The organism is Nocardioides epinepheli, assembly GCF_037936805.1.
Classification (GTDB): domain Bacteria; phylum Actinomycetota; class Actinomycetes; order Propionibacteriales; family Nocardioidaceae; genus Nocardioides.
On sequence record NZ_JBBMMC010000010.1, the window covers coordinates 162039 to 176230 of the forward strand.

At 72.3% G+C, this 14192-nt stretch carries 13 protein-coding genes and 1 tRNA gene; 10 read left to right on the forward strand and 4 right to left on the reverse strand.

The annotated features are described in order from the left end of the window. Positions 1-112: 112 nt before the first annotated feature. The gene (locus WMR31_RS15015; protein WP_340539665.1) at positions 113-2794 is read right to left on the reverse strand and encodes an esterase-like activity of phytase family protein; all 2682 of its coding nucleotides are present in this window, start codon (positions 2792-2794) and stop codon (positions 113-115) included. Between the two features lie 76 nt (positions 2795-2870). Next, the gene (locus WMR31_RS15020) at positions 2871-4166 is read right to left on the reverse strand and encodes an APC family permease (RefSeq protein ID WP_340539666.1); all 1296 of its coding nucleotides are present in this window, start codon (positions 4164-4166) and stop codon (positions 2871-2873) included. 9 nt (positions 4167-4175) lie between these two features. On the opposite strand from WMR31_RS15020, the gene WMR31_RS15025 reads away from it, so the two are divergent. Beyond that, complete coding sequence (locus WMR31_RS15025; RefSeq protein ID WP_340539667.1) at positions 4176-5081, forward strand: hypothetical protein; 906 nt, start codon at positions 4176-4178, stop codon at positions 5079-5081. Then, entirely contained in the window at positions 5078-6205 is a 1128-nt protein-coding gene (gene menC / locus WMR31_RS15030) for an o-succinylbenzoate synthase (RefSeq protein ID WP_340539668.1), read from the forward strand. The genes WMR31_RS15025 and menC overlap by 4 nt, the downstream gene beginning before the upstream one ends. Positions 6206-6524: 319 nt before the next feature. On the opposite strand, the gene WMR31_RS15035 is transcribed toward menC, so the two are convergent. Beyond that, the gene (locus WMR31_RS15035; protein WP_340539669.1) at positions 6525-7379 is read right to left on the reverse strand and encodes a matrixin family metalloprotease; all 855 of its coding nucleotides are present in this window, start codon (positions 7377-7379) and stop codon (positions 6525-6527) included. A 186-nt stretch (positions 7380-7565) separates the two neighbouring features. On the opposite strand from WMR31_RS15035, the gene eno reads away from it, so the two are divergent. The 6 genes from eno to WMR31_RS15065 all read left to right on the forward strand — a co-directional run bounded on the left by eno (position 7566) and on the right by WMR31_RS15065 (position 11865). Further along, positions 7566-8843 (forward strand): phosphopyruvate hydratase, encoded by a 1278-nt coding sequence (gene eno, locus WMR31_RS15040; RefSeq protein ID WP_340539670.1) that lies wholly within the window; start codon positions 7566-7568, stop codon positions 8841-8843. 31 nt (positions 8844-8874) lie between these two features. After that, positions 8875-9528 (forward strand): septum formation initiator family protein, encoded by a 654-nt coding sequence (locus WMR31_RS15045; protein WP_340539671.1) that lies wholly within the window; start codon positions 8875-8877, stop codon positions 9526-9528. Next, complete coding sequence (locus tag WMR31_RS15050) at positions 9525-10028, forward strand: DUF501 domain-containing protein (protein ID WP_340539672.1); 504 nt, start codon at positions 9525-9527, stop codon at positions 10026-10028. Before WMR31_RS15045 ends, WMR31_RS15050 begins: the two co-directional genes overlap by 4 nt. 121 nt (positions 10029-10149) lie before the next feature. Further along, positions 10150-11085: a Ppx/GppA phosphatase family protein gene (locus WMR31_RS15055; protein WP_340539673.1), complete on the forward strand. Its 936-nt coding sequence runs from the start codon at positions 10150-10152 to the stop codon at positions 11083-11085. Then, entirely contained in the window at positions 11082-11786 is a 705-nt protein-coding gene (locus WMR31_RS15060) for a uracil-DNA glycosylase (RefSeq protein ID WP_340539674.1), read from the forward strand. Before WMR31_RS15055 ends, WMR31_RS15060 begins: the two co-directional genes overlap by 4 nt. A gap of 5 nt (positions 11787-11791) precedes the next feature. Then, a tRNA-Leu gene (locus tag WMR31_RS15065) sits at positions 11792-11865 on the forward strand. Positions 11866-11998: 133 nt separating this feature from the next. Here WMR31_RS15065 and WMR31_RS15070 read toward each other — a convergent pair. Continuing rightward, positions 11999-12430, reverse strand: a complete 432-nt coding sequence (locus WMR31_RS15070; protein ID WP_340539675.1) for a GNAT family N-acetyltransferase — start codon at positions 12428-12430, stop codon at positions 11999-12001. 60 nt (positions 12431-12490) lie between these two features. Here WMR31_RS15070 and WMR31_RS15075 point away from each other — a divergent pair, with 60 nt between their 5' ends. Then, the gene (locus WMR31_RS15075; protein ID WP_340539676.1) at positions 12491-13144 is read left to right on the forward strand and encodes a class I SAM-dependent methyltransferase; all 654 of its coding nucleotides are present in this window, start codon (positions 12491-12493) and stop codon (positions 13142-13144) included. Positions 13145-13275: 131 nt separating this feature from the next. After that, a complete protein-coding gene (locus WMR31_RS15080; RefSeq protein ID WP_340539677.1) occupies positions 13276-14133 on the forward strand; it encodes a Bax inhibitor-1/YccA family protein in 858 nt (285 codons plus the stop codon). The last annotated feature ends 59 nt before the right edge of the window (positions 14134-14192 follow it).

Sequence of the window (14192 nt, forward strand, 5' to 3'; positions counted from 1 at the left end):
TGAACCTCGAATCTGCTTCAGTTTGCGTCGGTGGGGTCCGGGTCGTTACACCGTTCGGCGCAATCGCGCGGTTCGTGCCGGTGCGACCCCGGACCCTTCCCGACCAGCAGGATCACCGCCCGCGCTTGGCCTTCACCACCCGCACCACGACCATCCGCGAGGTCGAGCCCAGCGAGTCGTCGTCGCCGGCGTAGGTCGCGCGCAGCTCGTGGCGGCCGGGCTTGAGGCGCAGCCACACCTTGGCGACGCCGTCGCGGAGCGCGAGCGAGCGCAGCTGCCGGTCGCCGTCGAGCAGGCGCACGGCGCCGGACACCGACGACGACGGCCGCACGGCCACCTGGACCTTGACCGGCTTGCCCGCCCGCACCTTGCGCTTGGACACCGCGAGCGAGGTCCGGGTCGCGAGGCTGGAGGCGAACACCGACTTCAGCGCCCCGAGGTGGAAGAGCTGGGTCTCGCCGGTGGCGTCCTTGAGGCCGTCGTTGTCGGTGACGGCGAAGACCTGGCCGCCACTGCTGATGCCGAGGCCCTCGAGCTTCTCCTGGGTCCAGCCGCGGCGGGCGGCCATGGCCGGGAGCAGGTCGAGCGCGAGCCGCTTGGACACCGGCGTGAGACGGCCGGGCGCCCCGGCCGGGAGGTCGACGGTGTAGATCCGCTTGATCCGGGCGCGGGTGCCGGCGAGCTTGTCGCGCTCGACCACCGCCACCGTGTCGGCGTCGACCATCGTCACCTCGGACAGGCCGATCCAGTCACCGGGCGTCGCGGTGGACGAGAGCGGGTAGCCGAACCAGGTCCACGTACCCGCCGCGACGTCGTAGCGGCCGATCCGGGCGACATCGCCCTCCTGCGGCACCACGTCGCCCGCGGACACCGTCGGGTCCACCCACAGCGGACGCTGGAGCGCGACGACCAGCTGCTCGGAGCGGCCGGTACCGCTGACGGTGACACCTTCCAGGCCCCAGTTGCGCACGTGCGCGGCGACGTCGGCCGGGAGCGGCACGCGCTGCCGGATGACCCCGGCGGCGTCGGTGCGCACGAGGGCGTTCCCGCCGCCGGTGGCGCCCTCGACGGCCAGCCAGAACCCGCCACCATCGACGGCCGATCGGGTGGCGAGGCCCTCGATGTCGAGCGCGGGCGCGGTGCCGTCGGGCTCCCGCACGGTCAGCGCGCGGGTGATGACGGCCGGCGTCTGCGACACGTCGAGGCTGTAGATCCGGCCGGTGGCATAGGCGGCGTCGCTGGCGGCGTACATCCGGGTCGGGTCGCCCGGGACGCCGGACAGCGCGCCGAGCGCGCCCCACCCGATCGGCTGCGGCGCGCCGACCGGATTGGCCGAGACGACCGACGGGAACGCGGGGCGTCCGGTGCCCAGCTGGTACACCCCGACGCTCGCCCGTACCTGGGCGGCGGCGTCGTCGACCTCGGAGGAGACCACCAGGAGATCGCGGGAGGGGATCGGCAGCAGGCCCTCTGGGCCGTTGGTCGCCGGAAGCGCCTGACGGAAGACCGGCGCCGTGGGGTCGGTGAGGTCGTAGACGGCGACGAAGTTGCTCCGCTCGGACCCGACGAACGCGGTGGGGACGCCGTCGAGCACCTCGAAGGCCAGTCCCTCCGGCTCGGGGCCCTTCTTCTCGGCGCGGTCGTTGTTGAACAGGCCGTGCGCGACCGCGATCTCCTCGAAGGTGTTGCCCGAGTCCCACACGACCTTGCCGGTGGCGGTGTCGAAGACCGACCAGCCGCGGCTGCCGCCGAACAGGTCGCCCTCGTTGGCCGTGGCGACCAGGCCGTCGCCCACCCACTGCACGGCGTCGGGCTCCCGCGGCTTCTCGATCGAGCCGTGGGGGTTGAACAGGCCGTCCTTGGTGGTGTCGATGTTGGAGACGCGCGCCTGGCCGGCGGAGAACGCCGTGACCAGCCGGCGGGTCGGCAGGTCGATGACGACGACGCCGTTGTTCTCCTGCAGGGTCAGCACGACCTGGTTGTCGTCGTTGATGTCGACGTACTCCGGCTCGGGGTCCTGGGGGGCGTAGAGCCCGGCGGCGGCCAGGGCCGGGAGCGGGTCGCCGTCGGCCTCCACGAGCGGGACGTCGGCCGCCGTCCACGCCGCCGGGTCGGGACCCAGCGTGAGCACCTGGAGCGAGCCCGCGGGGAGCTGCGGCAGCTCGCCCTCGCCGGCGCCGGGAGGGGTGAACCCCTCGTCGCGCTGGTTCTCCATGGCGATCGCGGCATAGCCGCCGTCGGGACTGACGGCGATCGAGTCGGGCTGGCCGCCGAGGTCGATGCTGCGCACCACCTTGCGGTCGGAGAGGCGGACGACGTCGACGCGTCCCGCGGGGTGCGTGAAGTCCCCGCCCGACTCGTCGATCACCACCAGCACGTAGTCGCCGACGGCGGCGACCGACGTCGGCTGGTCGTCGGGGTGTCCGAGCTCGGCGAGGTCGAGGGTGCCTCTCCCGACCGGCTTGCTGGGGTCGGTGATGTCGAGGAAGCCGATCCGCTTGCCGAGCGCGTCGGTGTAGACCACCGTGCGGCCGTCGGCGGTGACGGTGGAGATCTCCGCGACGGTCGGCTCGTCGGGGTCGACGCCGGCCGGCACGTTCTGGAAGACGGGGTAGGTGGCCACCCTGTCGAACAGCGGTCCGGAGACGTCGGAGACTCCGGAGCGCGCCGGGGCGGCCGGGTCGCCGGGCGCGCCCGCGGGGGAGGCGGACGTCGGTCCGTTGGGCGCGATCGTGAGCGCGGCGACGGTGAGGGAGCAGGTCGCGGCGAGCGCGAGGCCTCTGACGAGGTGCATGCGGTGGGTGCCTTCCAGGGAGCTGAGGGTGACAACCCGTCACGCTCTCGGTCGTGGACGACCCAGCGGTGTCGCGTCAGTGACGCGGCGGTGAATCCGAGTCGACCGTCTGCGCGGTGCCCGACCGGTCCAGCCGGAGCCGCACCGCGCGGCCGCCGAGCCCGATCGCCACCACGATCACGCCGCCGATCACGGCGGCGAGCGGCAGGGTGACCACGAGCACCAGGCAGCCGGCGAGGCCGACGAGGTTGAGCGCCCGCGGCCACCGCCGTTCGGCGGCGGGCTGCCGCATCGCCGAGAGGTTGGCCACCGCGTAGTACACGAGCACGCCGAAGGAGGAGAAGCCGATGGCGCCGCGCAGATCGGCCACGAGCACCAGCGCCACGACCGCGATGCCGACCACGGCCTGCGCCCGGTGCGGGATCCGGGTACGCGGATGGACCGCGGCCAGTCCGGTGGGGAGGTCGCGCTCGCGGGCCATCGCCAGCGCGGTGCGGGAGATCCCGGCGAGCAGCGCCAGCAGCGCGCCGAGCGCCGCGGCCGCGGCCCCCACCCGCACCACCGGCTCGGCCCAGGCGGCGCCGGCCGCCGTCACCGCCGCCGCGACCGGGGTGGCCTCCCCGGCGAGGTCGCGGCCGAGCACCCGGAGCAGCGCGACGCCCACGAGCGCGTAGAGCGCCACGACGATCCCCAACGCGATCAGTACCGCCCGACCGAGCATCTCCGGCTTGCGGACCTCCTCGGCGAGAGTGGCGATCCGGGCGTAGCCGGCGAAGGCGAAGAACAGCAGTCCGGCCGACTGGAGCACGCCGTGGACGCCGCCGGTGGCCGCCCACGGGTCCACGACCGGCTCGGTGGGCCCACCGGCCATCACGACGAGCGCCACGACCAGCGTCACCGACGTCGCCGCCAGCAGGATCCGCGCCACCACGGCGGTGCGGGTGATCCCGCCGAGCGTCGCTGCGGTGAGCGCCGCCACCGCCGCGACGGCCGCGAGGCGTCGACCCCACGGGCCCGCGGCGTCGCCGGGCAGCGCGTAGGCGGCGAAGGTCATCGCCATCGCGGCGCACGAGGCGGTCTTGCCGACCACGAACCCCCAGCCGGCGACGAACCCCCACCACGGGCCGAGGACCTCCCGGCCGAACAGGTACGTGCCGCCCGAGGCCGGATAGCTCGAGGCGAGTTGCGCCGAGGCCACCGCGTTGCACAGCGCGACGACCGCGGCGACCGCCAGCCCGACCAGCAGCGCCGAGCCGGCCGCGGCGGCGGCCGGCGCGAAGGCGGAGAACACCCCGGCGCCGATCATCGCGCTGAGCCCGACCACGACGGCGTCTCCGGTGCCCAGTCGCCGAGCCAGCGTCGGTTCGCTCACGTCGTCATCATGACCACCGCCGTCCGGGTGCCGCTTGACCGGGCTTGCTCCGAGCGACTGCGCGGCTACTGTGGCCCGATGCTTTCCGGGGAGTCCGCGTCCACGGCGTGGGAGGAGGCCCGCGCGGCCGCGACGCGCGCCGACGTCGTCTTCGAGCCCTGCCTCGACGCCGACTCCGCGGGCGCGCTGATCGAGGCCTTCAACCTCACGTGGGACGCCGACCCGCGCGAGCCGGTGATCGACCTCTCGACCGCCGTAGCGCTGGCAGCCAGCGGCAACTACGTCGTCGCTGCACTCCAGGACGAGCGCGTCATCGGCGGCGGTCTCGCCTTCTTCGGGCCGCCGGCCGCCGAGAGCATGCACTCCCACATCGTCGGCATCGTGCCCGGCCTCACCGCGCGGGGTCTCGGCCTGGCCGTCAAGCTCCACCAGCGGGCCTGGTGCCTGGACCGCGGGGTGACCACGATGACGTGGACCTTCGACCCGCTCATCGCGCGCAACGCCTACTTCAACCTGGCCAAGCTCGGTGCGCGGGCGGTGGCCTACCACCCCGACCACTACGGCGTGCTCACCGACGGGCTCAACGCCGGCCAGGCGACCGACCGGATCGTCATCGCCTGGGACCTCACCGCGCCGCTGCCGGGTCCGCACGAGCCCGACGCCGTCGACTCCGCGGCCGGGCTGGGGCGCGCCGGCGATGCGCCGGGGGAGTGGGTCGCGCCCCGGCCGAGCGACCGGGTCGCCTCGGTCGCGCTGCCCGACGACGTCGAGGGCCTGCGTCGCACCGACCCCGATCTCGCGCGACGCTGGCGCACCGCCACCCGCGCGGCGTTCGACGACCTGGCCGCCGACGGCTGGCGCGTCAACGGGTTCGACTCCGGCCATTACCGCTTCGCACGAGAGGACGACCGATGAGGCTCACCGGCCTGCGCCTGCACCACGTGGAGATCCCGTTGGTGACGCCGTTCACGACGTCGTTCGGGACCGAGACGGTCAAGGAGACCTATCTGGTCGAGGCGACGCTGGCGACCCCGGACGGGTCGGCGACCGGCTGGGGTGAATGCGTCGCCTCGCCCGATCCACTGTACTCCTCGGAGTTCCTCACCGCCGCCGTCGACGTCACCCGCCGGTGGCTGGCTCCCGCGCTCTACGCCGCGGGCGACGACCTCACGGCCGAGACGGTCGCGCATCTGCTCCGGCACATCGTCGGGCATCCGATGGCCAAGGCCGCGCTGGAGATGGCGGTGCTCGACGCACAGCTCCGCTGGCGCGACACCTCCTGGTCCGCGCACCTCGGCGGCGTCGTCGACCGGGTGCCGTCGGGGGTCTCGGTCGGGATCCAGGAGGACGCCGAGGCGATGGTGCGCACGGTGGGCGGCTACCTCGACGACGGCTACCGGCGGATCAAGCTGAAGATCAAGCCGGGCGCCGACCTCGAGCCGGTGGCCGCCGTCCGGCGCGCGTTCGGCGACGACCTGCTGCTCCAGGTCGATGCCAACGCCGCCTACACGCTGGCCGACGCCAACCACCTGCGCCGGCTCGACGAGTTCGGACTGCTGCTCATCGAGCAGCCGCTCGGCGAGGCCGACCTGCGCCAGCACGCCGTCCTGGCGAGCCAGCTCTCCACGCCGATCTGTCTCGATGAGTCGATCGTGTCGGCCGAGGCCGCCGCCGACGCGATCATGCTCGGCGCCACGTCGGTGATCAACGTCAAGCCGGGCCGGGTCGGCGGCTACCTCGAGGCGCGCCGGATCCACGACGTCGCCCGCGCCCACGGCATCCCGGTCTGGTGCGGGGGGATGGTCGAGACCGGCGTCGGACGTGCGGCGAACGCCGGCCTGGCCGCCCTTCCGGGCTTCACCCTGCCCGGCGACATCTCCGGCTCGGACCGCTTCTACGAGGAGGACATCCTCACCGAGCCGATCCTGATGCACGACGGTTACGTGGACGTCCCGACCGGTCCCGGCACCGGCGTCGAGATCGACCCGGCTCAGCTCGAACGCCGTCGCGTCGCCGTCACCGACGTCCCCGCAGGCTGAGAAGCAAGCGCCGAGGAGCGCTGACGAACACCCGGCCACTCCGGATCGGCCCAGCCGGAGGTTGAGCAAGCGAGCGTCAGCGAGCGCCGACGAAACCCCGGCAACCGTGCCTGCCAGAGTTGGCAGGGTCGGTCCCGAGGTTTCGTCGGCGCCGACGAGTTCGTTCCTCACTCGTCGGCTTGCTCAACCTCCGAGGAGTCGCCTCGCGGCCGGAGGTCGAGCGCCGACGAAACCCCGGCAACCGTGCCTGCCAAGGTTCCTCAGGGCGGTCGCGGGGTGTCGTCGGCTTGCTCAACCTCCGAGCTGGCGTGGCTTCGTCTCAGTAGACCGACTTCACGCCCTCGGCGTCGAGCGCGGAGAAGGTCAGGTCGTCCGAGCCGCCGTTGCACTGCGGGTAGTGCATGATCGAGACCGAGTCGTACGGCGTCAGGGGACGCCAGTTGTTGTCCTCGAAGCAGGTGCCGGACTCCGGGCGGGTGTGCTCGTGGCGGAAGCCCAGCGTGTGCCCGAGCTCGTGGGCCATGATGTTGGACGGGGCCCAGCCGGACGACACCAGGGACTCGGCGTTGACCAGCACGTTCATCTCCGAGTCCGGGGAGCTCGGGAAGAACGCGCGGGCGATGAACGAGGTGTCGTCGGTGGGCTCGACCGGGAACAGCACGGCATCGTTGCTCGTGGTGCAGTCGGCGTCGGCGGTCTCGTCGTAGACGAAGTCGATGCTGGACGCCTCGGCCTCCCACATCGCGGCGCCTTCCTCCATCGCCGCGGCGACGGTGGCCTTGTCGGTGCCGAACTCGTCGCTGATGCAGTAGGTGAGGTTGCCGGCCTGGCTCGAGCTCCACAGGTCGTCGCCGGAGGGGCCCTGGTTCACGATCAGGCTGGTCGAGCCGTCGCCCTTGCCGGAGTCGGCCATCATCCGGTCGTAGTAGGCGCGCAGCTCGGCGCGGTCCGAGAGGGCCTCGTCGCCGTTGACGATGTAGAGGCCGAGATCGTCGCGATGGGTCGCGGCGGCGAACTCCTCGAACGTCGGTGGCGCGTCCTCCTTCACCGAGTCGTCGGAGCCCGTCGCACCTCCCTCCGCGCCGGACGCCGTCGGGACGACGCCGGCGCCGAGTCCGGCGGCGACGACCGCGACGGCGGCCAGAAGGGTGCGGGGACGTCGAAGGTGCTGCATGGGTTCGCTCTCCTCGAAGGTGGGGGACTGGTGCGGATCGGGCCGGAGGCCCGACGCCACGGTGCCGAGCACTCCGCCATCTCGTTAGCGGGCTATCCCTTGGCCGGACCCTCGGGTCGAGGCCCGTGGCCGATACGCTGGCCGGACTCGTCCTATCGGCACCCTCATCGGCACAGGAGCAATCACGTGGCAGCCATCGAAGCCGTCGGAGCACGCGAGATCCTCGACTCGCGCGGCAACCCCACCGTCGAGGTCGAGGTCGCCCTCGACGACGGCGCGTTCGCCCGGGCCGCGGTGCCCAGCGGCGCGTCCACCGGAGCGTTCGAGGCGGTCGAGCTGCGCGACGGCGGCGACCGCTACCTCGGCAAGGGCGTCCTGCAGGCCGTCGACGCCGTCATCACCAAGATCGCCCCGGCCATCGAGGGCATGCCCGTCGACGACCAGCGGCTCATCGACCAGACCATGCTCGATCTGGACGGGACCCCCAACAAGGCCAACCTCGGCGCCAACGCGATCCTCGGCGTCTCGCTGGCCGTGGCCCGCGCCGCCGCCGACTCCTCGGGACTCTCGCTCTACCGCTACGTGGGCGGACCGAACGCCCACGTCCTGCCGGTGCCGATGATGAACATCCTCAACGGAGGCTCGCACGCCGACTCCAACGTCGACGTCCAGGAGTTCATGATCGCGCCGATCGGTGCGCCGACGTTCCGCGACGCCCTGCGGCAGGGCACCGAACTCTACCACGCCCTCAAGTCGGTGCTGAAGAAGAAGGGCCTGGCCACCGGCCTCGGCGACGAGGGCGGCTTCGCGCCCAACCTCGACTCCAACCGCGCGGCCCTCGACCTGATCGCCGAGGCGATCGAGGCGGCCGGTCTCGGTCTCGGCACCGACATCGCGCTCGCGATGGACGTCGCGGCCAGCGAGTTTCACAAGGACGGCGCCTACGCCTTCGAGGGCGGGATGCTCTCCGACGCCGAGATGATCGCCTACTACGCCGAGCTCTGTGACGCCTACCCGATCGTCTCCATCGAGGACCCCCTCAACGAGGAGGACTGGGCCGGCTGGAAGGCGATGACCGACGTGCTCGGCGACAAGATCCAGATCGTCGGCGACGACCTGTTCGTCACCAATGTCGAGCGGCTCCAGCGCGGCATCGACGGTGGCCAGGGCAATGCGCTGCTGGTGAAGGTCAACCAGATCGGCTCGCTCACCGAGACCCTCGACTCCGTCGAGCTGGCCCACCGCAACGGCTTCCGCTGCATGATGAGCCACCGTTCCGGCGAGACCGAGGACACGACGATCGCCGACCTCTCCGTGGCGGTCAACTGCGGCCAGATCAAGACCGGTGCCCCGGCGCGCTCGGAGCGGGTCGCCAAGTACAACCAGCTGCTGCGCATCGAGGAGGAGCTCGGCGACGCCGCACGCTACGCCGGAGCTTGGGCTTTCCCGCGTTTCGTCCGCTGATCGACGGCTCGTTCGGGGGAGGATGACGGGCATGTCGCAGTCTGGGCCGTCCTCTGGTCGCCGCACGCCCGCGCGCGGCCCCCGGACGACGCGGCGCCCTGGGTCCGAGCGTCGCACCCGGCCGGCCCGGCCCAGTGCGAGCCCGGCGCGCCCCACGTCGACGAAGGCCGGGAAGCCGGGGAAGGCCGCGAAGACTGCGAAGGCCGGATCCGGGCGTCCCGAAGCGCGACCGCGCCCGAGGCTGACCAGCCGTGCCGCGATCCTGGTACTGATCGTGGCGGTGCTGGCGGTCTCCTACGCCTCGTCGTTGCGCGCCTACCTCCAGCAGCGCGACCACCTCAACGAGGTCCAGGACCGCATCGCCAGCAGCGAGGCGGCGATCGCCGACCTGGAGAGGGAGAAGCGCCAGTTCGACGACCCGGCCTACATCGAGCAGCAGGCGCGCGGGCTCGGCTACCTGATGCCGGGTGAGTCGCCTTTCGTCGTGCTGCGCGACGGCAAGCCGGTCGACGTCTCCAGCTCGCTGGGCGATCCCGCCGCGATCGACCCGAGCGAGCCGGAGGCCTGGTGGGACGGCGCCTGGGAGTCGATGAAGGTTGCCGGCCACCCTCCGCGCAAGACCGACCCGCCGCCGTTGACGCGGGTCGAGGACCCCGAGGGCGCCCCCAGCGAGGACGGCTCGTGATCGATCCCGACGACGAGCGCGCGGTGCACGCGCAGCTCGGTCGCCCGCCGCGCGCGGTCGCCGCGGTCGGGCACCGGTGCCCGTGCGGCAACCCCGACGTCGTCACCACCGAGCCGCGGCTGCCCGACGGCACGCCGTTCCCGACGACGTTCTACCTCACCTGCCCGCGCGCGGCCTCGCTGATCGGAACGCTGGAGGGCGGCGGGGTGATGAAGCAGATGCAGGCGCGCCTGGCCGAGGACCCCGAGCTCGCCGAGGCCTACCGTCGCGCCCACGAGGCCTACCTCGCCTTCCGAGCCACCCTCGGCGACGTGCCGGAGATCGAGGGCGTCTCCGCCGGCGGCATGCCCGACCGCGTCAAGTGCCTCCACGTCCTGGCCGCCCACGCCCTCGCCGCCGGCCCCGGCGTCAACCCCCTGGGCGACGAGGTCCTCGAACGCCTCGGCGAGTGGTGGGCCTCCGGCCCCTGCGTCGTCGTTACGGACGCCGAGCCGGGATAGTTTGAGGCGTAATCAACCTGATTGGGCCCCGATGAGGTTGATAACGCCTCAAACTATCCCCGCGACCCACCCTCGACTCACCCCCGACGGCCGGCCGCAGTCGATCTCCAGAGGACGCTTGGTGACCCCCTCCCGACCAGCCGCGGTGGCCGCGATCGACTGCGGCACCAACACGATCAAGCTGCTGATCCGCTCGGGCGGCGAGCAGCCGCACGACCTGGTGCGGGAGGCCCGGATGGTCCGCCTGGGCCAGGACGTCGACCGCACCGGCCGGCTCGCCGAGCAGGCCTTGGCACGCACCTTCGCGGCGGTGGACGAGTACGCCGCCCTGATCGGCGAGTTCGGCGCCGAGCGGGTCCGGTTCTGTGCCACCTCGGCCACCCGCGACGCCGCCAACGCCGAGGTCTTCCGCCACGGCGTGCGCGAGCGGCTCGGTGTCGAGCCGGAGGTGATCGGCGGCGAGGCCGAGGCGGCGCTGGCGTTCGCGGGCGCGGTCCGCGGCCTCCGGACGACGCCGGACTGGCCGGTGCTGGTCCTCGACGTCGGCGGCGGCTCCACCGAGCTGGTCCTGGGCGACGCACCCGACCGGGGCGGTGTGCGAGCCGCCCACTCGATGCAGATCGGGTCCGTGCGACTGCACGAGCGGCATGTCGCCGACGACCCGCCCACCCCCGAGCAGGTCGCCGCGGTGGTCGCCGACATCGACGCCGCCCTGGACGCCTGCCCGGTCGATCCCACCGGGGCCGGCACCGTCGTCGGCGTCGCGGGCACCGTGACCACGCTGGTCGCGGGCGTGCTCGACCTCCCGGCCTACGACCGCGAGGCGATCGACCAGTCCGTCCTAGGTGCCTCCGACGTCCACGACCTCACGATGAGGCTGGTCGCGATGCCGCGGGCAGAGCGCCTCGCCCTCCCGTGGCTGCACCCGGGCCGCGCCGACGTCATCGACGCCGGCGCGCTGATCGTCGACCGGGTGCTCGCGCGCAGCGGCGCGGCCTCGATGCTCGTCTCGGAGTCCGACATCCTCGACGGCATCGCCTGGTCGCTGGCCCGATGAGCCGCCCCACCACGATCGCCGAGCTCGACGCCGGCATCGTCGACTGCCGACGCTGCCCGCGGCTGGTGGCGTGGCGGGAGAAGGTCGCCCGCGAGAAGCGCGCCGCGTTCGCCGAGGAGACCTACTGGGGCAGGCCGGTGCCCGGCTTCGGCTCGACCGAGCCCGGGCTGCTGATCGTCGGCCTCGCGCCGGCCGCCCATGGCGCCAACCGCACCGGCCGGATGTTCACCGGCGACCGCTCCGGCGACTGGCTCTACGCCTCGATGCACCGGGTCGGGCTCGCCTCCCAGCCCACCAGCACCGGTCTCGACGACGGGCTCGAGCTCATCGGCGCCCGCATCCTCTCCGCGGTGCGCTGCGCCCCGCCGGACAACAAGCCCAGCACCGAGGAGAAGGAGAACTGCGCACCCTGGCTCGACGACGAGCTGCGCCTGGTCTCCCCGTCGGTGCAGGTGATCGTGGCGCTCGGGGCGATCGGCTGGGACGCCGCCCTGCGCGCCGCCCGTCGCGCCGGCTGGACGGTTCCGAAGCCGAAGCCGAGGTTCGGCCACGGCGCCGAGGCGATCCTCGGCGGTCCGCACGGCGACGTGCTGCTGCTCGGCAGCTATCACCCCAGCCAGCAGAACACCTTCACCGGCCGCCTCACCGAGCCGATGCTCGACGACGTCCTGGGCCGCGCGGCTGCGATGATCGAGCCGTAGTCGAGGCCCCCGTATCCCAATCGGCAGAGGAAGCCGCCTTAAAAGCGGCCCAGTCTGGGTTCGAGTCCCAGCGGGGGCACCTGCGCCTCGTCGCCTTTCCCCTCACGGGGAGGGCGAGCGCCGGCGGCATGTTACTGACCGTTGTCACCTCTGACCTGCTCTTGCAAGCGCATGCTAGAGGTAAGAACGGTCAGTAACATGCCGGGCCGTCGTCACAGGTCTTTGCGGAAGTGCACGTCGTCGGTGCCCGCCACGGGCACGCCCTCCCACCGGAAGATCTCCCGGTAGCCGTGCCGCTCGTAGAAGCCCGGCGCCTGGAAGGTGAACGACGTCACGAAGACCCGTCGGGCACCGCGCTCGGCGGCCGCCTGCTCGAATCGGGCCAGCAGCAGGGCGCCCAGACCCGAGCCGCGCTGGTCCTCCCGCACCCACGTCATGCCGATCCCGGCGGCCTCGTGCCACGTCCACCCGCTCACGCCGCCGCACAGCTCACCCGCACCGTCGTCCGCGCGGACGGTCAGCTCCACGGCCTCCGGTCCGGGTAGGGCGGCGAGGTTGAACCGGTCGAGCTCGTCGGAGAGGCGCTGGTCCAAGGCGGCATCGGCCTCGGCCACGACGAGCTCGGGCGGGAGGGGAGTGGGCACGGGCAGCGATCTTCGCAGACCCTCTCCGGTCACACGGAGCGGAAGTGCCATCGTGGGTCCATGAGCGATCTGCGAGACATGTTCACCCGTGAGTTCTGGGACGAGCGCTACGCCACCTCCCACCGGATCTGGTCGGGCGAGCCGAACGGGCAGTTCGTCGAGCAGGTCGCGAGCCTCGCGCCCGGCACCGCGATGGACGTCGGCTGTGGGGAGGGCGCCGACGCCGTGTGGCTGGCCACCCACGGCTGGACGGTGACCGGCGTCGACGTGTCGGGGGTCGCGCTCGAGCGGGCCGCCGAGCACGCGGCCGAGGCCGGCGTGGGGGAGCAGACGTCGTGGCTGCGCGCCGACGTGTTCGCCGGCGATCCCCTCCCGGGCGGGTTCGACCTCGTGTCGGCGGCGTTCGTCCACGTACCCCCCGACGACTTCGAGACCGTCTACGGCGCACTGGCCGACGCCGTCGCCCCGGGTGGCTCGCTCGTCGTCCTCGCCCACCACCCCGACGACGAGCACACCGGCCTGCGCAATGCCGACCTGACCGCTCTGCTGTTCACGCCCGAGGCCGTGGTCGCGCTGCTGGACCCCGAGGGCTGGGAGGTGGTGACGGCCGCCACACCGACCAGGAGCGTCGTCCACGACGGACGTGAGATCGAGGTCACCGACACCGTCGTGCGTGCCGTGCGGCGTCCCGCGGACTCCCTGAAGACCTCCTGAGACCTGCTGCGAACGGAACTATCTGAGGTGGTTCACGCGTTCGAGTAGGTGACGAGCCGTCTAGACTGGCGGCGAAGAACCACGGGTGAGCCGTCAGAGCGACGGTCACCAGGCCTCCAGGGAGGAGACCAATGCAGAGCAACAACCCGGTGTTCCGTCGCTCCGAGGAGTTCAACCGGGGTGGCGGACAGCAGACCTACGCCCAGTACGGCCAGCAGTCGCCCGCGAACTGGCAGACCGGCCCCACCGGGGGCGCGTTCGGCTACGACGACGTCCGGCAGGGGACGCCCGCCACCGGCGGCGGGCTGATGACGATCGACACGGTCGTCCAGAAGACCGCGATGACCCTCGGCGTGGTGATCCTCACCGCGCTGGCCACCTGGATCCTCACCCCCGACATCGACGCTTTCAGCCCGAACCTCGGCGCGCTGTACGGCGCTGCGACGATCGGTGCCCTCGGCGCGTTCGCGCTGTCGATGGTCAACTCGTTCAAGCGCGTGATCAGCCCCGCTCTCGTGATCGCCTTCGCGGCGTTCGAGGGTGTCGCGCTCGGTGCGATCAGCAAGGCCTTCGACGCCCAGTTCGGCGACGGCGTCGTCTCCGGTGCCGTCATCGGCACCTTCGCCGCCTTCGCCGGCACCCTGGCCGCCTACAAGTTCTTCAACATCCAGGTCGGCCAGAAGTTCAAGATGTTCGTGATGGCCGCCGTGTTCGGCATGATCGGGCTCAGCCTGATGGAGCTCGTGCTGGGCATTTTCGGTGCCCAGATCGGCCTGTTCGGGGTCAGCGGCCTCGGCATGGTCACCGCCGTCATCGGCCTGGTGCTCGGTGTGTTCATGCTCGTCATGGACTTCGACTTCGTCGAGCAGGGCATCCGCAACCAGATCCACGAGCGGGAGTCGTGGCGCGCGGCGTTCGCGATGACCGTCAGCCTGGTCTGGATCTACACCAACCTGCTGCGCATCCTGGCCTTCTTCAGCCAGGACTGACCCAGCCTCACCCGCGACCCCGTAGCCCGGCTCCGGGGTCGCGGATCTTTTTTCAGGGC

Bases quoted from the DNA above. Each gene is read 5' to 3' on its own strand.
- WMR31_RS15025 (WP_340539667.1), top strand. From the start codon at position 4,176: ATGACCACCGCCGTCCGGGTGCCGCTTGACCGGGCTTGCTCCGAGCGA.
- WMR31_RS15045 (WP_340539671.1), top strand. From the start codon at position 8,875: ATGTCGCAGTCTGGGCCGTCCTCTGGTCGCCGCACGCCCGCGCGCGGC.
- menC (WP_340539668.1), top strand. From the start codon at position 5,078: ATGAGGCTCACCGGCCTGCGCCTGCACCACGTGGAGATCCCGTTGGTG.
- WMR31_RS15035 (WP_340539669.1), bottom strand. From the start codon at position 7,379: ATGCAGCACCTTCGACGTCCCCGCACCCTTCTGGCCGCCGTCGCGGTC.
- WMR31_RS15080 (WP_340539677.1), top strand. From the start codon at position 13,276: ATGCAGAGCAACAACCCGGTGTTCCGTCGCTCCGAGGAGTTCAACCGG.
- WMR31_RS15060 (WP_340539674.1), top strand. From the start codon at position 11,082: ATGAGCCGCCCCACCACGATCGCCGAGCTCGACGCCGGCATCGTCGAC.
- WMR31_RS15015 (WP_340539665.1), bottom strand. From the start codon at position 2,794: ATGCACCTCGTCAGAGGCCTCGCGCTCGCCGCGACCTGCTCCCTCACC.
- WMR31_RS15075 (WP_340539676.1), top strand. From the start codon at position 12,491: ATGAGCGATCTGCGAGACATGTTCACCCGTGAGTTCTGGGACGAGCGC.